23 protein-coding genes are annotated in these 21,402 nt (G+C 62.9%); 3 read left to right on the forward strand and 20 right to left on the reverse strand.

Annotation, left to right across the window (positions count from 1 at the left end):
- Positions 1-90 precede the first annotated feature (90 nt).
- The 6 genes from NXT3_RS12785 to NXT3_RS12810 all read right to left on the reverse strand — a co-directional run bounded on the left by NXT3_RS12785 (position 91) and on the right by NXT3_RS12810 (position 4,570).
- Complete coding sequence (locus NXT3_RS12785) at positions 91-324, reverse strand: hypothetical protein (protein ID WP_037415184.1); 234 nt, start codon at positions 322-324, stop codon at positions 91-93.
- Positions 325-512: 188 nt separating this feature from the next.
- Entirely contained in the window at positions 513-1,751 is a 1,239-nt protein-coding gene (locus NXT3_RS12790; RefSeq protein WP_104839997.1) for a YcaO-like family protein, read from the reverse strand.
- Complete coding sequence (locus NXT3_RS12795) at positions 1,714-1,938, reverse strand: hypothetical protein (protein ID WP_037415181.1); 225 nt, start codon at positions 1,936-1,938, stop codon at positions 1,714-1,716. The genes NXT3_RS12790 and NXT3_RS12795 overlap by 38 nt, the downstream gene beginning before the upstream one ends.
- A 20-nt stretch (positions 1,939-1,958) precedes the next feature.
- Positions 1,959-3,779, reverse strand: a complete 1,821-nt coding sequence (locus NXT3_RS12800) for an AfsR/SARP family transcriptional regulator (protein WP_176536492.1) — start codon at positions 3,777-3,779, stop codon at positions 1,959-1,961.
- A gap of 7 nt (positions 3,780-3,786) precedes the next feature.
- Entirely contained in the window at positions 3,787-4,227 is a 441-nt protein-coding gene (locus tag NXT3_RS12805; RefSeq protein WP_234819727.1) for a helix-turn-helix domain-containing protein, read from the reverse strand.
- A 136-nt stretch (positions 4,228-4,363) separates the two neighbouring features.
- Positions 4,364-4,570, reverse strand: a complete 207-nt coding sequence (locus NXT3_RS12810) for a CsbD family protein (RefSeq protein WP_037387172.1) — start codon at positions 4,568-4,570, stop codon at positions 4,364-4,366.
- A gap of 338 nt (positions 4,571-4,908) precedes the next feature.
- Between NXT3_RS12810 and nuoH the strand changes: the two genes are divergently transcribed.
- From nuoH to NXT3_RS12825, 3 genes are read left to right on the forward strand one after another with little or no spacing between them, the layout of a single operon-like run.
- On the forward strand, positions 4,909-5,895 hold the full coding sequence (nuoH, locus tag NXT3_RS12815; RefSeq protein ID WP_037415175.1) for an NADH-quinone oxidoreductase subunit NuoH: 987 nt from the start codon (positions 4,909-4,911) through the stop codon (positions 5,893-5,895).
- Between the two features lie 32 nt (positions 5,896-5,927).
- Positions 5,928-6,494 carry an NADH-quinone oxidoreductase subunit I gene (locus NXT3_RS12820; RefSeq protein ID WP_104839457.1) on the forward strand — a complete coding sequence of 189 codons (567 nt, stop codon included), beginning with the start codon at positions 5,928-5,930 and terminating at the stop codon, positions 6,492-6,494.
- 45 nt (positions 6,495-6,539) lie between these two features.
- Complete coding sequence (locus NXT3_RS12825) at positions 6,540-6,980, forward strand: CBS domain-containing protein (RefSeq protein ID WP_037415170.1); 441 nt, start codon at positions 6,540-6,542, stop codon at positions 6,978-6,980.
- Positions 6,981-7,011: 31 nt separating this feature from the next.
- Here the strand turns inward: NXT3_RS12825 and nuoG are convergent, their stop codons facing one another.
- From nuoG to NXT3_RS12895, 14 genes are all read right to left on the reverse strand, one after another.
- Positions 7,012-9,582, reverse strand: a complete 2,571-nt coding sequence (gene nuoG / locus NXT3_RS12830) for an NADH-quinone oxidoreductase subunit NuoG (protein ID WP_104839458.1) — start codon at positions 9,580-9,582, stop codon at positions 7,012-7,014.
- 19 nt (positions 9,583-9,601) lie between these two features.
- Positions 9,602-10,867: an NADH-quinone oxidoreductase subunit NuoF gene (gene nuoF / locus NXT3_RS12835; protein WP_104839459.1), complete on the reverse strand. Its 1,266-nt coding sequence runs from the start codon at positions 10,865-10,867 to the stop codon at positions 9,602-9,604.
- Between the two features lie 4 nt (positions 10,868-10,871).
- A complete protein-coding gene (gene nuoE / locus NXT3_RS12840) occupies positions 10,872-11,387 on the reverse strand; it encodes an NADH-quinone oxidoreductase subunit NuoE (RefSeq protein ID WP_104839460.1) in 516 nt (171 codons plus the stop codon).
- Between the two features lie 16 nt (positions 11,388-11,403).
- The gene (gene nuoD / locus NXT3_RS12845; RefSeq protein ID WP_104839461.1) at positions 11,404-12,618 is read right to left on the reverse strand and encodes an NADH dehydrogenase (quinone) subunit D; all 1,215 of its coding nucleotides are present in this window, start codon (positions 12,616-12,618) and stop codon (positions 11,404-11,406) included.
- 1 nt (position 12,619) lies between these two features.
- A complete protein-coding gene (locus tag NXT3_RS12850; protein WP_104839462.1) occupies positions 12,620-13,183 on the reverse strand; it encodes an NADH-quinone oxidoreductase subunit C in 564 nt (187 codons plus the stop codon).
- Positions 13,180-13,683 (reverse strand): NADH-quinone oxidoreductase subunit NuoB, encoded by a 504-nt coding sequence (gene nuoB, locus NXT3_RS12855; RefSeq protein ID WP_037415152.1) that lies wholly within the window; start codon positions 13,681-13,683, stop codon positions 13,180-13,182. Before nuoB ends, NXT3_RS12850 begins: the two co-directional genes overlap by 4 nt.
- Entirely contained in the window at positions 13,671-14,036 is a 366-nt protein-coding gene (locus NXT3_RS12860; RefSeq protein ID WP_037415296.1) for an NADH-quinone oxidoreductase subunit A, read from the reverse strand. The genes nuoB and NXT3_RS12860 overlap by 13 nt, the downstream gene beginning before the upstream one ends.
- 145 nt (positions 14,037-14,181) lie before the next feature.
- Positions 14,182-15,615, reverse strand: coding sequence for an NADH-quinone oxidoreductase subunit N (locus NXT3_RS12865; protein ID WP_104839463.1), 1,434 nt, complete (start codon positions 15,613-15,615; stop codon positions 14,182-14,184).
- Complete coding sequence (locus tag NXT3_RS12870; protein WP_104839464.1) at positions 15,612-17,087, reverse strand: NADH-quinone oxidoreductase subunit M; 1,476 nt, start codon at positions 17,085-17,087, stop codon at positions 15,612-15,614. Before NXT3_RS12870 ends, NXT3_RS12865 begins: the two co-directional genes overlap by 4 nt.
- A gap of 8 nt (positions 17,088-17,095) precedes the next feature.
- Positions 17,096-18,856 carry a Na(+)/H(+) antiporter subunit D gene (locus NXT3_RS12875; protein WP_104839465.1) on the reverse strand — a complete coding sequence of 587 codons (1,761 nt, stop codon included), beginning with the start codon at positions 18,854-18,856 and terminating at the stop codon, positions 17,096-17,098.
- A complete protein-coding gene (locus NXT3_RS12880) occupies positions 18,849-19,103 on the reverse strand; it encodes a hypothetical protein (RefSeq protein WP_037415146.1) in 255 nt (84 codons plus the stop codon). The genes NXT3_RS12875 and NXT3_RS12880 overlap by 8 nt, the downstream gene beginning before the upstream one ends.
- The gene (locus NXT3_RS12885; RefSeq protein ID WP_104839466.1) at positions 19,100-20,563 is read right to left on the reverse strand and encodes a monovalent cation/H+ antiporter subunit D family protein; all 1,464 of its coding nucleotides are present in this window, start codon (positions 20,561-20,563) and stop codon (positions 19,100-19,102) included. The genes NXT3_RS12880 and NXT3_RS12885 overlap by 4 nt, the downstream gene beginning before the upstream one ends.
- A 4-nt stretch (positions 20,564-20,567) precedes the next feature.
- Positions 20,568-20,870, reverse strand: a complete 303-nt coding sequence (nuoK, locus tag NXT3_RS12890) for an NADH-quinone oxidoreductase subunit NuoK (protein ID WP_037415142.1) — start codon at positions 20,868-20,870, stop codon at positions 20,568-20,570.
- Positions 20,870-21,370: an NADH-quinone oxidoreductase subunit J gene (locus tag NXT3_RS12895; protein WP_097525268.1), complete on the reverse strand. Its 501-nt coding sequence runs from the start codon at positions 21,368-21,370 to the stop codon at positions 20,870-20,872. The genes nuoK and NXT3_RS12895 overlap by 1 nt, the downstream gene beginning before the upstream one ends.
- Between the last annotated feature and the right edge of the window lie 32 nt (positions 21,371-21,402).

Consider the following 21,402-nt stretch of genomic DNA (forward strand, 5'->3'; position numbering starts at 1 on the left):
CCGCGGAGGCGGCGCTGCTGGATCCCTGTGACAAGCACAAGGATTGGGGCGCGAAAATGTGACCGGCGCTATAAGCACAGCCCGGGGCGCTCACTGCAGCAGGCGAACGCCGCCCGCGAAATCGGCTCCTGCGGCTGCGAACTCACGCCGATCGCGCAGTTCGCTGGTGACAGCCTGAAGCGCCATGTCGATGCAATATTCCAGCGCCTGCGCGTCCAAGGCGCGGGCGCTGTCGCGGATATGGGCCAGCATTCTGGCAATGCTCGCAAGTTCCGCTTCATGGTCCGCCGCTGCCGAAATAGAGTTAGTCATCCGAACCCCCATAGCCTGCACTACCCTCGCGAAGGGACTATAAAGGAATTTCCCGTTCGCGCGCGTTGCACGAGCGTTGCACACCCTTCAGTGGTGTTACGCGCCAGTTTCGCCAATCCGCGCCGGGGTAATTTACGCGCGCTCGCCTGCCTCTTGCAGTTCCATTTGGCACAGGAAGCTCCGGGCGCGGCCGCACCGCCTCACGACGAAATCGCCCTCGACAGCGCACGCGACCCGAAGCGGCGCGCCCGCTCGCCGTCGGGACTCTCAAGGTCCGGCACGAGCACTTTGACGACAGCGAAGGGCAGATCGTCACGAGAGAGCGTGACCGCGATGACAGACCGCACACCCGCCTTCTTCACACAGGAGATCGTGTAGCTTAGCAATTCCTCGACAGGCGTGACCGTGTGGGCGACCGGTGTCGTCATCGGCCGCGGCGTTGCGAGAAAGGCGCGCCGCGTCGACTCCGGCAAGGGCCGGCTGAAGGTCTCGGGGTAAACGTCGTCGCGAGCGCCGCCGATATAGGTGAGCCGCGACTGCGCTGCCTCCGTCACCGCGCGGATCGCAGCCCGGACGGCGGACGGATGCGCGCCGCAACCGCTCGTGACCTCGACGAAGCGGAGATTTCCGGCAGTCGCCGTGCCGCGCGGGCCGAGCAGCGCCAGCAAGCACGGAATGCCGGTGTCGCTGGTGATGTCGAAAAGCCGCAACTCGAGCTCCGCCGCCTCGATGCGGCCGATGAGCGCGTCGAGGGCCGGGTCGTCAAGATCCTCCGGGGCCACGCATGCCCGGTGGCGGGCCTCCTCGCCGGAGACGCGCCACAAGACATGCGCGTCACGCTCGACCCGCTCGAGCAAGCCATGCAGGATTGCCTCCGGCATGGTGTTGCCCGATGCCAGCCCATCCGACGACATCCAGAAACGCGAAGGCCTCGTGCGATCGAGGCGCACCGCTTCGAGCGGGACGAGGACCTCGCGGCCGGAGATCAGATCGGTGCCGCCGGCCCATTCGATCGCCTCGTCCTGCCGGATATCGTCCCACCCCGCCGCGATCAGCGCGCCGAGGCTATCGTACGCCCGGCCGGAGGCACGCAGATTGTCGGGCGTCTCCACGACCACCTCGACGTCCGGCTCGCCGGCGACTGCCCGCTCAAGCGCCTCCATGACCGCGGATACACGCGCCTCCGCATCCGTCCGCCCCTTGCCCTGCGCGACTACGATCGACTGCGAGTTCGGCGTATAGGCGCACCAGACCGGGATCCCGATCTTGTCGAGCCCCGTGTGCCGGGCGACCCTCGTCACGCCGAAGGCGGCGAGACAGGGTCGAACGCGATGAAAAGTTTCGTCCGGCGTGCATACCCTGTCGGAATAGCCATCCCCAGGGTTCGCCAAACCGTCGATATCAGGTTCGGTCGCCGTCAAAGTGGCCGGCAAAGACATCATCGACTGACGATACGGCGACCGCGAGATCGACATTCTTGGCGATGACGGCGCCCGGCTTTCGGAACCCGTTCACGACCGCTAGATCGCCCGTCACCGAGTTAAGCGGCGTGACTGTTCGGTTTCCAAGATCTGCCACCCAAAGGCCCGACTCCCCCGGAATCCCGATCACAACGACTTTGGCCATATTTCCCCCTTAAGCCCCTGTTAAAAACCCGCCTTCTTCAGCCCTTCTCGATAAAGATCTTTCTGCCATTGCTCCTTCATCGGAACGACGGCCAACCATTTGTCCAAGTCGAAAGACGGGTTTGCCTTCAAAGCCCGCATCCTGTGCTGCCGCGCCTTCTTTCGGTCGCCAAGCATCGCCCAACTTGCAGCGACGATTCTGTCAGCCGGCGTCTTGTCCTTCATCCTTTGAACGAAACCAATGCAGTCCTCGTACTGTCCTAGGAAATAGCTGGCACCCGCGGCACTCCACAGATAGGCATCCGGTGCTAGTGGATTGAGCGCCAGCGCCTTACCGAGCTTGTCAAGAGCTTCGGCCGGACGCGCGACGTGGACCAGCGTATCCGCGTGGCTGTAAAGAACGTCGGCATAGTGCGGGCTCAACTGCTCTGCCCGGTCGAGGGAATCAAGGCTTTCGTCCAGATCGCCTTGGTAGAGTTTTACGACCCCTGCTTCGCGGTGAGCCGCAGGGAGATGATCGTTGCTCGCAATGGCGTCCTTCACATGGCGCTCCGCTGTCGAAAGGAGCTCATTGTCGCCGCGGGCGGTTAGAAGCCATTCATTGACGTAGGTTCGGGCAATGCCGCTCAGCGCCGGTGCAAAGTCCTGCCTATACTTCAATGCCTCGCGGAAATCGCGGCGCGCCCTGCGAACATCTGGGAGGCCGAGTCCGGAAAGATGTCGCAATCCCCCGAGATAGGCATAGTAAGCCTCCGGATGCGTCACGAAATCGAAGTGGTCTGCCTGTCTCGTCTCCACCTGCTCTGTCACCGCCCGGGCAACATGGTAAGCGATATCCTGCCGCTGCTTGACGAGGCCCGCGGGCGAGATTGGAAAGCGATCGGCCCAGACGATCTGGTCGGTGGGCAGGAAAATGAGCTGCGTGAAGAGCCCCTGGTCCGACATGCGGCAATCGAGCGCGTAGGTGACGCCGTGCCGCTCGAGAAACGCCGCCTTGTCCGCCGCTTCTCGGATGCGCTCGGCGGTATAGGGTGCGACGACCGTCATCGACCTCAGCGAACAGAGCCCGATCGTTATGTCCTCGATCACCGCCACGCTGACCGCATGAAGCATCGGATCGCTACCGAAGGCGGCCGGCGGAAGCAGCGCGACACGCGGCAAGCGCACGGTTTCCGACCCACCCGCTTGCGTCCCCCATTCAGAGAATTCGGCTTGCTGCAAAGTTGCTGCGCTCGGAGTTCTGATACTTAGAAACTGACCGTGGCTTACGCGCTGGAGGATCTCGCGAACGGCTCCATCCGAGGGGTCGAGCTCCAGCAGATGCGCACAGGCGGCGCGCAACGTCGGCCGGTCCGCGGACCGTCGTTCCACATCGATGAGTGCGCTCCGCAGTACCTCCGTGAAGCTGCGTCGCTTTTCCATCGCCCAGTCCGCGTAGCGTCCGGGCGGCAGATCCGCCGAAGACAGGAACGTATCGCGCCAGAGCGAAAGGCCGTTGCGGAAGCTCTCTTCGGAGCCGTCTAACTCCTCGAAGCCGGAGACATCGCAGGAGATCGGCCCCAACGCCACCTCCGTCTCCGTGGCAGACAGAACCGCACCGGCGGGCGTCACCAGGTGTTGCATGCGCCACAAGGTCGAGCGCAGGTTCTTGAACGCGACGCTTTTTTCCCTGTCCGGCCAGACCATGGTCGCGAGCTTGTCGCGGGTCGCGACTTTTTGCCCGGACGCCGAGAGATAGGCGAGGATCAACAGGCCGCGCTCGGGACACGCGACAGCGCCGCCGGCCGCATCGCTCAGCCGCAATTCGCCGAAGGTCCTGAGGTGATAGCCAGCCCCCGTCAAGACCACCTCAACCGACCGATAGAACCAAGGTCCTGCCGCCCCAGAGACCGGGCCGGATAATACGCCACCGCCTGACGATCCGCGATCGGAAAACCATCGATGTGCTCACGTCCTTCCCTCCAACCGTCTTCGGCACCCCGCCATCCGTCGCCCCCAGCGCATCCTCGAAGAAAAAAGAAAAATGCACCTGCAGAACGTCCGCCATCGTCAGCAACTGGGTCGCGCACACGCGGCCTGTCCCCTGTTCGTAGCTTCGGACTTGCGCTACCGACACACCGAGCGCCGCGCCGAAATTCTTCTCGTCCATTCTCAATCCCTCGCGGCGCATTCGGATACGTTGGCCGACGAAAGCGTCAACTGCATTGGCCTGATCGGGCACTTTTCGCCTCCGCGCGAGCTGGCTGAGCTGCTTATTTTCAAGGATGCTTGAAAAGCGGAAGCGATGCAACTCGGGGCTTCGTGTGATGCACAAGGTTCTCGTTTGCGTTTTGGATGCACTGCACGCCCTCACCGCAGTGCAGCACCGGAACGTGCCTCCTCCGACGCAAAGAAAACCCCGCACGAAGCGGGGCTAGTTTTGGGGGTCAGTTCCAGGTTTGTCGATTGTACCAATCATCGAGATCCCGATGCACACGGTCCTTTTCGATGCCGTACCGCTCCTGAATCTTGCCCTCCAGCTGATCCATGTTGCCGTTGATCTGGTCAAGATCATCGTCGGTCAATTTGCCCCACTGCTCCTTGATCTTGCCCTTCACCTGTTTCCAGTTACCTTCGACTCGATTCCAATCCATGCCGTTTTCCTCCTGGCTTGTGACAGTCCTGTCAGGAAAACTCATGACGGCGGCAATGGTTCATTTCCGCTTGGAGGAAGGCGGAACGAATCCGCATTTCCATGCATTTACCGGACAAGTACGGAGGTCCAAGTCGAAGTCGCCCATCCAGTCCCGGGCCTCCTCCGGGTGGGCAGCCGCCTCGGCCCCGGCGTCATGTCGTTGGGTCGACCTCCGCATTACTCCCATCGAAGAGCCAGTACACCCACCAGCTCAGAGACAGACGACGCGAGGCTAGTGTATAGTCAAGGGGAAAGTCCGGTCGCGTGTTTCAACTGTTGGATAAGTAGCTGCGGATCATGGAGCTTGTCGTTGCCCTTGGCTTGATCGTCTTCAAGGTCGCGCTGCTGATTGCGATCCTCTTGCTGTTGCCCCTGCCACTGACCTGGGTAGAGCGGAAGATTGCCGGGCACATCCAGCAGCGAATGGGGCCGATGCGCGTGGGCTGGCACGGACTGCTGCAGCCGGTGGCGGACGGCATCAAGCTCCTCACCAAGGAAGACCACATCCCCACCGAGGCCGACCGCTTCCTGTTCAAGCTGGCGCCGATCCTGGCGCTCGCCCCGCCCTTTGTCGTGTTCGTCGCGATCCCCTTCGGGGAGAGCGTTTCGGTGCTCGGCAACGAAATCACCCTCTACGTATCCAACATGAACGTGGCGCTGCTCTTCGTCTTCGCGGTGATCGGCCTTGAGGTCTATGGCGTCATCATCGGCGGCTGGGCGGCGAACAGCAAATACGCGGTCCTCGGCAGCCTCAGGACCTGCGCGCAGATGATCAGCTACGAAATCCCGATGGGCTTTGCGGTGATCGGCGTCGTCATGCTCGCGCAATCCATGAGCCTGCTCGAAATCGTGCGGGCCCAGGCCGATGTCTGGAACATCGTTTACCAGCCGATCGGCTTCTTCGTCTTCTTCGTCGCCGGGCTCGCTGAAGCTCAGCGTATCCCCTTCGACCTGGCGGAAGCGGAAGGCGATCTCGGGGCGGGCTTTCATACCGAATATAGCGGCATCCGTTTCGCCTTCTTCATGGTCAGCGAATACGTCATCATGCTTTTGGTGTCGGTCCTGACGGTGATCCTGTTCTTCGGCGGCTGGAACGGCGTGCTGATCCCGTTGCCGCCGCTCCTCTGGTTCGCGCTCAAGGTCGCTTTCTTCGTCTATCTGTTCATGTGGTTCCGCTTTACTTTCCCCCGCTACCGCTACGACCAGCTGATGGCGATCGGATGGAAAGTCTTGCTTCCTTTGTCGATGGCGAACATAATTATTACTGGGATTGCTTTCTCTTAGAGGGGCCCTGGCGGCTCCATAGCGGGGCGGCGATGTCGCGCGCACAGGACATGATCGGAACATGGATCGGCTGGACGTTCCTTGCCGACCTGGCGAAGGGTCTGGGGCTGACCTTCGGCTACATGTTCTCCAAGACCGTGACCATGCAGTATCCGGATAAGGAGAAATGGCTGCCCTATTCGCGTTATCGCGGCCACCATTTCCTGAAGCGTGACGAAGAGGGCGAGATCAAGTGCGTGGCCTGCGAGCTCTGCGCGCGGATCTGTCCCTGCTACTGCATCGAGGTCGTTCCTTACGAAGATGAGAAGGGCAACCGGCGCCCGATCAAGTTCGAGATCGACACTGCCCGCTGCCTGTTCTGCGGCCTGTGCGAGGACGCCTGCCCGGCGGATGCAATCGCGCTCGGCCAACAGTATGAATTCTCGAGTTTTTCCTCGCGCGATTTGGTGATCGGACGCGACGACCTGCTCGCCAAGCCCGGCAAGGCGGCGACCGGCGGCGGCGTGGTCGCCGCGCGCCTGAACACGGAAAGAGACGTGCTGGTCGAGACGAACGAGCCGCAGGGCTACAACTGGTGGCGAAATATCCGGAGACGGTGAAAGCGCGCTCGTTGCCAAACCGACGTGCTTGGAAAGGAGGCTCAGATGTTTGTCGGCGAAATCGTGAAAAACAAAGGCGTCGGAGTGATCGCGGTCACCCCTGATCAACCTATGGTGGAAGTCCTGCGGCTGTTTCGCGATAACAATATCGGCTTCGTGGTCGTCAGTCAGTCGCCGGGGGAGTTCCTTGGAACGCTCTCGGAACGAGATTGCTGCAATGCCATGGCCGAGTACGGCGGCGAGGCGACCATGATGCCTGTCGCCGACATCATGAACCGCAGCGTGGCGATCTGTTCGACTGAGGATCTGCTGCCCTTTGTAATGGCGATCATGACGCAGCGGCGCACCCGCCACGTGCTGGTCATGGAGGGCGACGACGTCGTCGGCGTGGTCAGCATCGGCGACGTGGTCAAGCACAGGCTCGACGAAGCGCAGCGCACCGAGCAGGATCTGTACGACTATATTAGCGGAACCCACTATCACTAAAGAGATCACCGACTGCGGGTGAGAAACGGGGTCAGGGCAAGCCGGCAATGCCTTGGCCGAGATCCCCAGCGCTCATCGCGGGTTCGGCATGGGAACCGATCTCGAATGGCGCAGGCGCCCTTTGAACCTCCACCGGACAAGGATACTCACCCCGCTGCATCAGACTGTTGAGGCGCAGGGCCCGGTAGTTCTCGGGAACAAAGACGAGGCCGCGCGGAAAGCGCCTGTTGACCTTCAGCTTCGCGGTCAATTCGCCCCGGGCGGATCGCACGACGACCTGATCGCCATCCGAAAGGCCGAGTCGCACGGCATCCTGCTCGCTCAACTCGACATAGGGGTCATCCGCGACCGTATTCAGGATCTCCGAGCGCTCGGAATGGTATCCATTGTGGAACAGGCAATCGCCAGTCATCAGCATCAGCCCGACGTCGACCTTCGGTCTCGGCGGCGCCGCGAAGAACACGCCTGACGGTGGCGTCGGAATCGCACTTGTGAACGCGCCATCGGAACCAAGCCCGTCCTGCGTCAATCCGTGATAGGCTGGGACAAGCCGGGCAATCTCGTCGAAAATCTCGCCTTGCGACGATGGCTGCACCGCATGATCACGGAGCTGCGCGACGAAGTCGAATATCTCCAGATTGCCCCGGGCCTCGAAGGCGGGTTCGCGGAACTTGCGCAGCTTCTGGATCCGGCCCTCGTTGTTGGTAAAAGTGCCCGCTTCCTCTCCATAACTTGCAGCGGGCAGCACCACATCGGCAACGCCGGCCGTATCCGTGAGAAACGCGTCCTGCACGATCAAAAAATCGGCGGCGCCAAGCGCCATCTGCGCGATCCTTCGATCGGGATAGGTCATCACGGGATCGCTTCCGACGATATAGAGCGCACCCATTCGCCCAATATCGCAGAGTTCCAGCATGGCGTCGAAACTCGCGCTCGGTGCAGACGGGATCTCGGCGCCCCAGGCCCGTCCGAGAGCTGCACGCGCAACATCGTCGTCGATGGCCGAAAGTCCCGGCAGACTTTCCGGCAGAACCCCCATGTCCCAGGCGCCCAGCTGATTGGCCCTGTCGAAGAGAAACTGCATCGCCACGTCCTTACCGAGCAGGCGGAGAGCCTGCAGCAGGTTGTTGACTTGCTGTAGCGTCGCGCGCGCTTCGGATGATCTGAGGAGGCCGACGCTGACAAGCACGCTGACGCTGCGGACTTCCTTGAGAGCGGCAACAAAACGGTCCGGCCCTTCACCGACCGTCGTGGCGCCGATGTCCGCAAAGGCCTCGCTCGGCAGGAGTCCTGCCACCACTGCCGCAAGGCTCGCCGCTTCTCCGCCCGGCGGCACGCGAAGCACCGCCCGGGCATCGGCGTCGAGACGGGAGGGCCGCGCCGAGAGCATGAGCAATCCGGTCTGCCGCCGCCTCGCCGCATCGCGCAGCAGGTATTCGGTAACCGGGTTTTCCTCCGTTACGTTGCCGCCGATCACCAGCACACAGTCCTTGCCGATCACTTCGTGCAGGGAGGCACGCGTGTAGAAGCTTGCCAGCAGCGGGCCGAGCGCATCGAAGGGGGCGGGCCAGCGCGCCGAGCAGTCGATGTTGTTGGTCCGGAATACCGTCCGCATCAGCTTCTGGAACTGGTAGAGCACCTCATTGGGCAGGCGCGCAGAGGCGAGCCCGCCCGCTGCCTTGTTCTCGACGGCCGACAGGCGTAGGCGCAGGTAGTCACCGGCCTCACTCCATGAAACCGGCACCAGGGCGCCATCACGACGGATCATCGGTCGCCTGATCCGGTCTCGGCTCTCGACGAAGTCAAGGCCGAAACGTCCCCGCACGCAGAGCGTTTCGCGGTTCACCCCGTGCTCTTCCTTCGAGCGGACCCGCATGAACTCGCCCTTTCTCGCGCCAACGGTGAGCTGGCAGCCCGTACCGCAATGCGGGCAGACCGTATCGGTCTCGACCAGGTCCCACGGGCGCGCCTTGTAGCGGTAGGGGAAGCTCATCAGCGCGCCGACCGGACAGACTTCGACGCAATTGCCGCACTGGTCGCAACTCGCGAGGCTGCCCTCAAAGCCGGTGACGGCAGTATCCATGCCTTTTTCGACGGTGCCCAGGGCGACCGCGCCAACCACTTCCTCGCAGATCCGCACGCAGCGCTGGCACTGGATGCAGCGGTTGACGTTCATGATGATCACCGGGCTGAGGCGAATGTCCCGGGAGTGAAAGACGCGCTTGGGATCGCGGAACTCGCTTCTGCGGGGCCCGTAGTCCATCACCATGTCCTGCAGTTCACACTCGCCGCCCTTGTCGCAGATCGGACAGTCGAGGGGATGGTTGGCGAGCAGCATGTCGAGCATTGAGGACCGCGTTTCCTCGATCAGCGGCGTGTTCGTCCGCACGACCATGCCATCAGTGACCGCCGTCGCGCAGGAGGGCTGCAGCCGCCGCAGTCCCTCGATCTCCACCAGACACATGCGGCATGACGCGAGCGGCGGCAGTCGCTTCAGATAGCAGAATGTCGGGATTTCGGTGCCCAGACGCTGGGCGGCCTGCAGTATTGTGGAACCGGGCTCCACATCCAGCATTTGCCCATCGATCGTGATCCTAACCATATTCCCTCCCGGCCCGCCTTCAGTGGAACGGGCACCGCCGCTCTTCGATATGGGCGACGAACTCATCGCGGAAATGCGCGAGTGCCGCCCGCAGGCCCATCGCCGCGCCGTCGCCCAAGGCACAAAAGGTGTTGCCGAATATGCCCTTGCAGAGCTTGTCCAACTGCTCGAGATCGCCGGGGGCGCCCTCCCCCGCCTCGATCCGGCGCAGCACCTTGACGACCCAATTCAATCCCTCGCGGCATGGCGTGCACTTGCCGCAGGATTCGTGATGGAAGAATTCGATGATGCGGGTGGCGACCTTGACCATGCAGGTCGAGTCGTCCACCACGATCACCCCGGCCGAGCCGAGCATCGAGCCGGCGGCCGCCAGCGAGTCGAAGTCCATGCCGACATCCAGGCCTTCCCGAGGGATAACCGGGGCCGAGACCCCGCCCGGGATCACCGCCTTGATCCGGCGCCCCGGCAGCGGTCCGCCGGCATGGTCCTCGACCAGTTCGCGCAGCGGTATGCCCATCGGCAGCTCGTAGAGCCCGGGTTTCTTCACATGACCGCTGATACAGTAGAGCTTCGGACCGGGGCTCTTGTCCGGGCCGATACTCCGGAACCAGTGAGGCCCCCGCATCACGATATGCGGCACGCAGGCGAGCGTTTCGACGTTGTTGATCACCGTAGGGCTGGCGTAGAGCCCGGCAACTGCCGGAAAGGGCGGCTTCAATCGCGGTTGCGCCCGCCTGCCCTCGAGCGATTCGAGCATTGCGGTTTCCTCGCCGCAGATATAGGCGCCGGCGCCGCAGTGAATGTGGATCGTGAAATTGAAATCCGATCCGAGGACTCCCTCTCCGAGATAGCCCTTTTCCCGCGCCTCGGCGATCGCCTGTTCCAGGCGACGAATGGCCTTCACATATTCGCCGCGGACGTAGACATAGGCGGTTTCCGCCCCGATCGCATAGGCGCTGACCGCCAGCCCCTCGACGAGTTGATGCGGGTCGCGTTCCATGATGATCCGGTCCTTGAAGGTTCCCGGCTCGCCCTCGTCGGCATTGCAGCAGAGATATTTCGGCTTGTCGGCCCGCTTCGGCACGAACCCCCACTTCATCCCCGTCGGGAATCCGGCGCCGCCGCGACCGCGCAGATTGGACTGTTTGACGAGCTCGATGACCTCGTCGGGCGTGTGCTCACGCAGCACCTTGGCTAGAGCCTGGTAGCCGCCGCCGGCCTCGTAGGTAGCGAGCAGATGGCCATCCGGCGCATCGATATTCTTGAGGAGAACCGGTTCGAACATGACTCTATTCTCCCGGCGGTGCCGCGGCGGCGGTATCGGCGCCGCCTATCACTTGCCCCGCCTCGGCCCGCAGCCTGGCGAGAAGCGTATCGATCCGGCCGATATCGAGGTCGCCGTAATAGTCGTCGCCGACCTGCATTACCGGAGCCATCTCGCAGGCACCGAGGCACTCGACGGTCGAAAGCGTGAACACGCGGTCCGGAGAGGTCTCGCCCGTCTTGATCGCCAGCACCGCTTCCAGATGCTTCAAAAGCGCCTCGGATCCGCAGAGCATGCAGGAGACATTGTCGCAGAGCTGCAGGTGGAAGGCTCCGATGGGCTCCGTATGGAAGAGCGTGTAAAAGGTCGCCAACTCGTAGACCCAGATCCGCTCGACGCCGAGTATGTCGGCGATTTCCTCCAGTATCGGACCGGGCAGATGGCCATGTTCCTGCTGCGCGATGAGCAGTGCGGGCATGATTGCCGAGCGCTGGTCGGGATACCGCGCCGCCGCTTCCTCGATCTTTTCGCGCATGCTCATCGGGTTCAAACTCCTGCTACTTGTCCACCTCCGCCATCACGGGGTCGAGGCTGCCGAGCACGGCGATCATGTCCGCCAGATAGCGGGCGTTGCTGACCCCGAAGAGCGCCTGGAGGTTGACGAAGGACGGTGCCCGCACCTTCATGCGGAACGGCTTTTCCGACCCGTCGCTGACGATGTAGAAGCCGAGCTCGCCCTTTGGCGCCTCGATCGCCGAATAGACCTCGCCCTTCGGCACCTTGAAGCCGTAGGCCGACAGGTCGAAATGCTGGATCAGCGCCTCCATCGAACAGTGCACGCGATCCTTGTCCATGGGAAAGGCGATCGTCGGCATGTCGACCTGGAACGGCCCGTCCGGCATCTGGTCGAGACATTGCTCGATGATCCGCACGCTCTCCCGCATTTCCTCGACCCGGCACTGCCAGCGCGCATAGCAGTCGCCCTCGTCGCGGGTAATGACGTTGAAATCGAGCCGGTCGTAGATCTCGTAAGGCTCGTCGCGGCGAATGTCCCAGTCGACGCCGGACGCGCGCAAGTTGGGACCGCTCAAGCCGAGGTCGATGCCGTCCTCGGGCGAAATTATACCGACGCCTTGGGTCCGCTTCAGGAACACCCGATTGTCCTCGATCAGCCGTTCGTAGTCGCGGATCCGGTGCGGGAAGATGTCGCAGAACTCCCGGACCTTGGGGAGGAAGCCGTCCGGCAGGTCCTCGCGCACGCCGCCCACCCGGCAAAAGGAAGTGTGCATGCGCGCGCCGGTGACCATTTCCAGGAGGTCCATGATCATTTCGCGCTCGCGCATGGCGTAAAGCAGCGCGGTCATGGCACCGAGATCCATCGGCAGCGCGCCGGTGATCAGCAGATGGCCGGAGATCCGCGCCAGCTCGGCCATCAGCACGCGGATATATTGCGCGCGGATCGGCGCTTCGATGCCCAGCAGCTTCTCGACTGCCAGCGCGAAGGCGAGGTTGTTCGAGGGCGGACAGACATAGTCGAGCCGGTCGGTGAGCGGAAAGATCTGCGTGTAGGTGAAGCTCTCGGCGAGTTTCTCGGTGCCGCGGTGCAGATAGCCGATATGCGGATCGACGCGGGCGACATATTCGCCGTCGAGCTCGAGCACGAGCCGCAGCACCCCGTGAGTGCTCGGATGCTGCGGGCCGAGATTGAGAAGCACCTCCTTGGTGTCGAGCGCTTCGCCCTCAGGCCTCATGAGCTGAGTGACTTCGGTCATCTCACTTTCCCGGTGTCGTACGGCCCCCCGATGGAATGTCCCTGGTGGCAAGGTCCGGCTGGTTCGGCGCCGGCCCTTCGGCGCCGAACGGGTTCAGTTCGTCCCTGTAGCCTCGAAGTGGAAAGTCCTTGCGTTGCGGGAAGCCCTCGAAGCCTTCCCACATATAGATGCGGCGCAAGTCGGGATGTCCCTCGAACGTGATCCCGTACATGTCCCAGGCCTCGCGCTCATGCCAGTTGGCCGTGCGCCAGACGCCCGTCACCGAGGGCACCCGCGGCGGATCGCCGAGGCGGCATTTGATCCGGACGCGCCATTTGTTCGGCAGCGAATAGAGGTGATAGACGGCCTCGTAGCGCGGCTGCTCGGGATAGTGGTCGACACCGCAGACGTCTGACAGGAAACCGAAGCGCAGTTCCGGGTGCTCCTTCAGCAACCGGCAAAGCTCGACGATCCTGTCTGGCGGAGCAGCAAAAGCGTGAACCCCAAGCGAGAAGCCAAGGTCCTCGATGGCCTCTCCGAAACGTTCCGCGATAAGGGTGCTGATAACGGACGTCGTTACGCTCATGATGCGGCGATCCGGTCCAATGGCGTCCCGGCGAGCGCCCTGGTCTTCTTGATCTTCTCCTGAAGCAGCAGGAAACCGTGCATCAGCGCCTCAGGCCGTGGCGGACAGCCCGGCACGTGAACGTCCACCGGCACGAAAGTTTCCGCCCCCTGCACCACCGCATAGGTGTTGTAGACCCCGCCGGAAATGGCGCAGGTGCCCATGGCGATTACCCAGCGGGGCTCCGGCATCTGGTCATAGAGCCGGCGCACCACGGGCGCAAACTTCCGCGTCACGGTACCAGCGATGATCATCACGTCGGACTGCCGGGGCGACGGCCGGAACACCACCCCGAACCGGTCGAGATCATAGCGGGCGCAGCCTGCCGAGATCATCTCGATGGCGCAGCAGGCGATACCGAAAGTCTCGGGCCACAGCGCCGACCGGCGGCTCCAGCTGATGACGCTGTCGGCCGTGGTGAAGAGCACGCTGTCGCGGAATGCGTTGTTCAAGCCTCCCATTCGAGCGCCCCCTTCAACCAGGCGTAGGCGAAGCCCACGAGAAGCAGAACGATGAAGACGAACATCTCGACAAAGCCAATCAGGCCGATCTCCTTCAGCACGACGGCCCAGGGAAACAGGAACATCGTCTCGACGTCAAAGACGACCAGCAGGATCGCGAGAATATAGAACTGCACCCGGAAGCGGCCCCCGGCGGCCTCGCCGGCTGGGTCCATGCCGCACTCATAGGGCATGTTCTTTTCGGGATAGGGATTGGAGGGACGCAGCAGCGATGAGACAAACAAAGTCGCCCCGACCACCAGAACAACTCCGGCGATCATCACAAGAACCGGCAGGAATTCGATCGCAGTCATCTCGCATGCCCCGTTCATCGAGGGCTTTCGTCAGGGCCGACCCCATGCCGGGTCAAAAAAGCGCTCGCCCTGGAAGCGAATTTGAGCAATTCTTTCTTGAACTTGCAGTCTATTCCGTCGAACGGACCATTGCAAATCCAATCCATCAGCCGCCAAAAGCCGAGTGTTGGGCAAGCCTCAGGAACCACTCCGGAAAAAGGCCGATGCCGATGGTGCCGGCGGCGGTGCAGGCGAGCGTGGCGCGGACAAAGGGCGTCAGTGCCGGTTCGAAGGCCCGCTCCGGCTCGCGCATGTAGATCACCATGACGATGCGGATGTAAAAATAGGCGGCGACGGCACTCAACAGCACCGCGACCACCGCCAGGAAGACGAAACCGCGCTCGACGAGCGCGGTGAGCACGTAGAACTTGGCGAAAAACCCGGCAGTCGGCGGGATGCCGGCAAGCGAAAACAGATAGATGAGCATGAGAAGCGCCAGCCCCGGGTGCGCCTTGGCGAAGCCGGCATAGTCTTCGATGACCTCGCCGGAAAAATCACCGCTCCGCATCATGATAACGGCGCCAAAAATGCCGAGATTCATGAAGGCGTAGATCAGCAGATAGAGCATCACGCTGGCGACCCCGTCCACCCCGCCGGCCACCACGCCGAACGTGGCGAACCCCGCATGGGCGATACTCGAATAGGCGAGCAGCCGCTTGAAATTGTCCTGCACCAGCGCCACAAAGCTGCCGAGCGCCGCCGTCACCACCGCAATGACCGCGACTATGATCCAGACGTCCGAGGCTGCGACCAGCGGATTGAGGAACACCCGAAGGATCACCGCGAACCCCGCCGCCTTCGGCCCCACCGACATGAAGGCGGTGACCGTCGTCGGCGCGCCTTCATAGACGTCCGGCACCCACATATGGAACGGCACCGCGCCGACCTTGAAGACCAGCCCCGCGACGATGAAAACCACCGCCAGCAGCAAGCCCGGATCGAGCGGATCGCCGCTCACCGCAGCGGCCATGGCATCCAGCTGCGTCGTCCCAGTGAGCCCATAGACAAGCGAAACGCCATAAAGGAAAATGCCGGTCGAAACGGCGCCGAGGATCACATATTTCAGCGCCGCCTCGTTCGACCGCCGCTCATGCCGGAGGAAGCCGGTCAGCACATAGGTGCAGAGCACCATCAGTTCGAGGCCCACATAAATCGACAGGAGATCGGTCGCCGAGGCCATGATCATCATGCCCGACAGCGCGAAGAGCAGCATGACATAGTATTCGCTGCTGCCGATCCCTTCGATATCGGCATATTTCCGCGAAAGCAGGAACGTCAGGACCGTGGCCAGATAGAAGACAAACTTGAAGAAGACCGCGAAGCGATCGGCAACGAACATGCCCGAATAGGCCGGCCGCACCTCGCCCGCCAGCAGAAACGTCGCGAGAGCGGCGATCAGTACGACCGCGACGGAGGCCCAGAAGAGCAGCTGTTCCCGCCGTACCAACTGCCCCAGGATCAACAGGATGCAAGCGCCGGTGATCACGATGATTTCCGGCAGGCTTGCCAGCATCCATTGGAAAAGCACGGCGGCGGTCATTGTCCGCTCTCCTGGCCTTGCACCTCGGTCAGCAGATGCTTCACCGAGGCGTCGATGACGTTGAGGAAGGGTTTCGGATAAAGCCCCACCCAGAGCACGAAAACCGCGAGCGGCACTATCGCCGCGATCTCGCGGCCGTTCACATCGCGGATCTGATACCGGGTGCCGACGCTCGCCGGACCGAGTGCGACCTTGCGATACATTCCAAGCAGATAGGCGGCGCTCAGCAATGCCCCCAGAACCGCCGCCGTACCGACGGCCATGTTGGCGGCAAAGCTGCCCGACAGCACCAGCAGCTCGCCGACGAACGAATTGGTGCCCGGCAGCGCCATCGACGAGAGGGTGAACAGCGCAAGAAATCCGGTATAGACCGGCGCAACCTTCATCAGCCCGCCATAATTGGCGATGCTGCGCGTATGGGTCCGTTCGTAGATCACGCCGACGAACAGGAACAGCGCGCCCGTCGTCACGCCATGATTGAACATCTGCAGGATGCCGCCTTCGAGCCCGCGCAGATTGAGGGCGAAAATCCCCATCGTTACAAAGCCCATGTGGCTGATGCTGGAATAGGCGACCAGCTTCTTCAGATCGTCCTGCGCGAGCGCAAGCAGACCGCCATAGACGATGGCGAGCGCCGAAAGGGCCAGCATCAGCGTCGAATAATAGACCGATGCCTCCGGCAGCATCGGCAGCGAGAAGCGCAGGAAGCCGTAGGCGCCCATCTTCAGAAGTACGCCGGCGAGAATGATGCTGCCCGCCGTCGGCGCCTGGACATGCGCGTCCGGCAGCCAGGTGTGGACCGGAACCATCGGTACTTTTACCGCGAAGGCGATCAGGAAGGCGAAGAACAGCCAGGCCTGGACATCGAACGGCAGATCCTGCGCGCTCAAAGCAAGAATATCGAAGGTCCGGCCGCCGTGGAAATAAAGCACGATGACGCCAATCAGGAACAGCAGGCTGCCGGCCAGCGTGTAGAGGAAGAACTTGAACGCCGCATAGACCCGGCCGTCGCCCCCCCAGACGCCGATGATCAGATACATCGGGATCAGCATCGCCTCCCAGCAGACGTAGAACAGGAACAGGTCGAGCGCCGAGAACACTCCCAGCATCAGCGTCTGCATCGAAAGCAGGGCGACCATGAACTCCTTGACCTTGCGGTCGATCGCCACCCACGAGGCGAGGACGCAGATCCAGCCGAGTAGCGCCGTCAGGAACACGAAGAGAGCGCTGATGCCGTCGACGCCGAGCGCATAGGTGATCCCGATTGCCGGCACCCAGGGGTGCCTCTCGGTGAACTGCATCTCGTGGGTCGTGGTGTCGAAAGCGGCCAGCATCGCCACCGCGAGCGCGAGGTCGGCCACCGTGAAACCGAGCGCCGTCCAGCGCACCGCGTCGTCGTTGCGCAGGCACATCAACACCGCTGCCCCGGCAGCGGGCAGGAAGACGATAAGGCTGAGCAGCGGGAATGTCATCGCACCCCCTATCGCCACACGACGGCGAAGACGGCAATGGCCGCGATCAGACCGGCAATCATCGCCAGCGCATAATGCGTCACGACGCCGGTCTGCAGCCGCCGCAACACCCCGCCGCCGTCAAGGATCGCATGCGCCACGCCATTGACGATGGCATCCACGCCGTGGATGTCGATCCGAAGCCCGGTCCGTGCCGTCCCGTGCAGCAAGGGCAGCGCCGCCGTCTCGGAGACGTCGCTGACCGCCTTCTCGTAGCGGGCCAGCGGCCGCTCGGCGAACCACATGAAGGCCCGCGCCCCCTTGCGGTAGAACCAGTCGGTGTCGATGCTGATCGTGTTCTCCGGGTCGAGCGCCCTGAGGAACAGCACAAAGCCCAGGGCGGTGAACATCAACACGCCGAGGCTCTCGGTGATGTGAGCGCCGGTATAGGGTTCGAAGGCAACCTGATAAGGAAGAAGCGCGTAGAGTGGCCCTGGGAAAACCCCGATCGCAACGCAGAGCGTCGCCGCCATGGCCATCGCCACCAGCATGTTGCCGGGCGGCTCCCGCGCCTGAAGGCCGCGGTCGGTGCCGAAGAACATGTAGTAGGGCAGCTTGAGCCCGGTATGCAGGAACGTCCCCGACGAGGCCATCGTCAGCGCCAGCATCACCAGCGCACGGTGATCCTCTCCGGCGGCGGCCACCACCATCGACTTGGTGACGAAGCCCGAGAAGAACGGAAAGGCCGAGATCGCGAAGGCGCCGATCATGTAGAGCGCCACCGTCAACGGCATGGTCCGGTAGAGACCGCCGAGTTCGGTGAGCTTGCGCCGTCCGGTGACGTAGATCACCGCCCCTGCCCCCATGAACAGCAGCGCCTTATAGAGGATATGCGCGAAGGCATGGCTGGTCGCACCGTTCACGGCCACCTCGGTGCCGATGCCAACGCCGGCCACCATGTAGCCCACCTGGCTGACGATATGATAGGCGAGCAGGCGCCGGCAGTCGTTTTCCAGCACGGCGTAGACGACCCCGTAGAGCGCCATCGCCGTGCCGAGCCAGACCAGGAGTTCGGTCCCCGGAAAGGCCCGCGCCAGCACATAGACGGCAGTCTTGGTGGTAAAGGCGCTCATGAAAACCGCCCCGGTAACCGTCGCCTCCGGATAGGCATCGGTCAGCCAGGCATTGAGCGGCGGCACGGCGGCATTAAGCAGGAAGCCGGCAAGGATCAGATAGGCGCCGGCACCGATATTGCCCTCGATCGGGCCGAAAAGCAGCGATCCGCTGGCAAGCGCGTGAAGGACGACACCGCCGAGCAGCACGACGCCGCCGGTGACGTGGACCATGAGGTAGCGGAACGCGGCGCCGATCGCCTTCTCGCCTCCCTGGGCGAAAACCAGGTAGGCGGAGGCAAAAGCCATGCCCTCCCAGAAGAGATAGAGCGTCAGGTAGTCGCCGGCGAACACCACGCCGAGCGCGCTGCCGACATAGACGAAGGCCGCCACATGCTGGCCGGCCTCGGTCAGGTGCAGCGCATAGACCGTGCCGATCAGCGCCATGATGGTGAAGACCGTGGCAAAGACGATGCTCAGCTTGTCGACCTTGGCGATCAGGATCTCCTGGCCGAGAAACTGTGCCGCGCCATAGCTTCCCGGCTGGAGAGCGAGCACGGCGAAGATCGCCAGCACCGGGATCAGCAACAGATAGGCCTTGCGGATCGATCGCGGAAGGAAAGGGATCGGCACGGCACCGAGAACGAACAGCAGAGCGGGATGGACGAACTCAATCATAATAGTCCTCGCGCCGCATGAGCCCGCCCTGATGGCCGAGGAACTTGGAAACGAAAATCAGCAGCACGCAGGAGACGAAGCCGTAGACGGCCGACCAGCCAGGCAGCCGCTCCCACAGATATTCGACATGGTCGCGCGGGACGACGAAGTCGGCGACGACGATCAGCGCGAGCACCAGATAGAACAGCCGGTGCCGGTACCGCGCATAGGCTTCATCGCCAAAGAAATCGACGATGCTCTTGATCATCGAACCACTCCTTCCGCCAGGGCGAGGAAATAGCCGGGGAAGATGCCCATCAGCACCGACAGGACCGCCGTCGCAACCAGAGGGACAGTCACCAGCGGAATTTCACGGACCTTCGATAGCCCCTCGGGCCCCTCTCCGCCAAAAAAGGCGACATAGCTGACCGGTAGGAAATAGGCGGCGTTCAGCACCGAGCTTGCCAGAAGCACGATCAGGAACGCGATCTCCCCCGCCTGGACGGAACCGAGCGTCAGGTACCATTTGCTGACGAAGCCCGCGGTCGGCGGCACGCCGATCATGCTGAGCGAGGCGACGAGGAACGCTCCCATCGTCCAGGGCAGCCTCCGGCCGATACCGGCCATGTCGCTGATGTTGCGTTTTCCCGAAGCGCAATAGATCGACCCGGCGCAGAAAAAGAGGGTGATCTTGGAGAAGGCGTGCGCAGCGATGTGGATGATCCCGCCGACCATCGCGACCGGCGAGAGCAGAACCGCGCCCAGCACCACGTAGGAGAGCTGGCTGACCGTCGAATAGGCGAGCCGCGCCTTTAGATCGTCGCGCGTGAGCGCATAGATCGACGCCATCAGGATCGTGAAGGAGACCAGGTAGGCGGTCGCGATGCCGAGACCCAAGCCGCCCATCAGCCCCGTGCCGAAGACGTGGAACACTATCCTGAGCACGCAGAACACGCCCATCTTGACGACGGCCACCGCATGCAGGAGCGCGCTGACCGGGGTCGGCGCCACCATTGCGGCAGGCAGCCAGGCATGCATCGGCATCACGGCCGCCTTGGCGAAGCCGAACAGATAGCAGAAATAGACGACCGTCAGCAGTGCCGCCGAGGCATCGGCCTTCGCCAACAGTCCCCCGGGCGCGAAGTCGAGCGACCCGGAGATGTGATAGGTGAGCGCCAGCGCCGCCAGCAGCACGCTCTTCGAGGCGCCCATCAGATAGACGAGATACTTGCGGCTGCCCGCCCAGCCCGCTTCGTCTTCGTGGTGGTAGACGAGCGGATAGGTGACGAGGCTCAGCACCTCGTAGAAGATCACCAGCGTGAACAGATTGGCGGCGAAGGCGCCGCCGACGGCGGCCGCGAGGCTGGTGGCGAAGCAGGCGAAGAAGCGGGTCTGCGCGTGCTCGTGCAAATGCCGCATATAGCCGATGGAATAGATCGCCGCCACGATCCATAAGAGCGACGAGACGGTGGCAAACACCATGCCGAGCGCATCGACCCGGAACGCGAAGTCGATCCCGGGCAGGATCTCGAACAGCCGCAACTCGACCGTGCCGCCCGAAAGCACCGTCGGCGCCATTGAAGCGACGATCGCGAACATGACGACCGCGGCGAGCGGCGAGACGAGATCGCGGACATTTTCACGCTTGTGGAGAAAGAGAACTGCCAGAGCCGCCAGGCCCGCGACGGCGACGGCAAGCAGGGGCCGGATGGAGATCACCGGATCCAAGCGGCTATCCTTTCATCACGGTGACGTCGTCGACCTTGAGGGTCGACTTGTTCCGCACGAGGGCAACCAGGATACCGAGGGCGACGGCAACCTCCGCGGCGGTGATCGCGATGACGAAGATCGCGAAGATCTGGCCGCGGAAATCGGCATAGTAACGCCCGAAAGCGATGAAGTTGATATTGACCGAGTTGAGCAGCAGCTCCAGCGACATCAGCACGACGAGGATATTGCGCCTCAGGAGCACACCCGCCGCCCCGATCACGAAGAGGATCACGCCGAGCGAAATGTGCCACCAGAGCGGAACCATCACCCCGACTCCTTCCGTGCCAGCACGATCGCGCCCACGAGCGCCGCCAGCAGGATGACGGAGGCGGCTTCAAACGGCAGGAGATAATCGGCAAACAGGGTCGTGCTGAGTGCTCGGATCTGGTCGCCCTCCGCCATGGCGGCGGGTTCCGTGGCCGAAAAGCGGTCGCTCGACAGCACCAGCACGAGCATCTCGGCCCCGAGCAGCACGAGCAGCGCCAGGGCCGGCAGGTTTCCACCCGGCACGAACCGCTGCAACACCGCCTCGCGCACATCGATCATCATGATCACGAAGAGGAACAGCACCATGATCGCGCCGACATAGACGAAGATCTGGACGACCGCGAGCAAGGGTGCCTCGAGCAGCACGAAGACGGCCGAAATCTGCAGGAAACAGGCCATCAGGGCCAGGGCGCTGTGAACCGGATTGCGGGCCAGCACCACAATCAGGGCGGTGATCACAGCTACAGTGGCGAACAGAAGAAAGAAGCCCTGATCCATCGACGCCGACCCCTCACACGCGAACTGTCACT

Source organism: Sinorhizobium fredii (genome assembly GCF_002944405.1).
GTDB classification, from domain to species: domain Bacteria; phylum Pseudomonadota; class Alphaproteobacteria; order Rhizobiales; family Rhizobiaceae; genus Sinorhizobium; species Sinorhizobium fredii_C.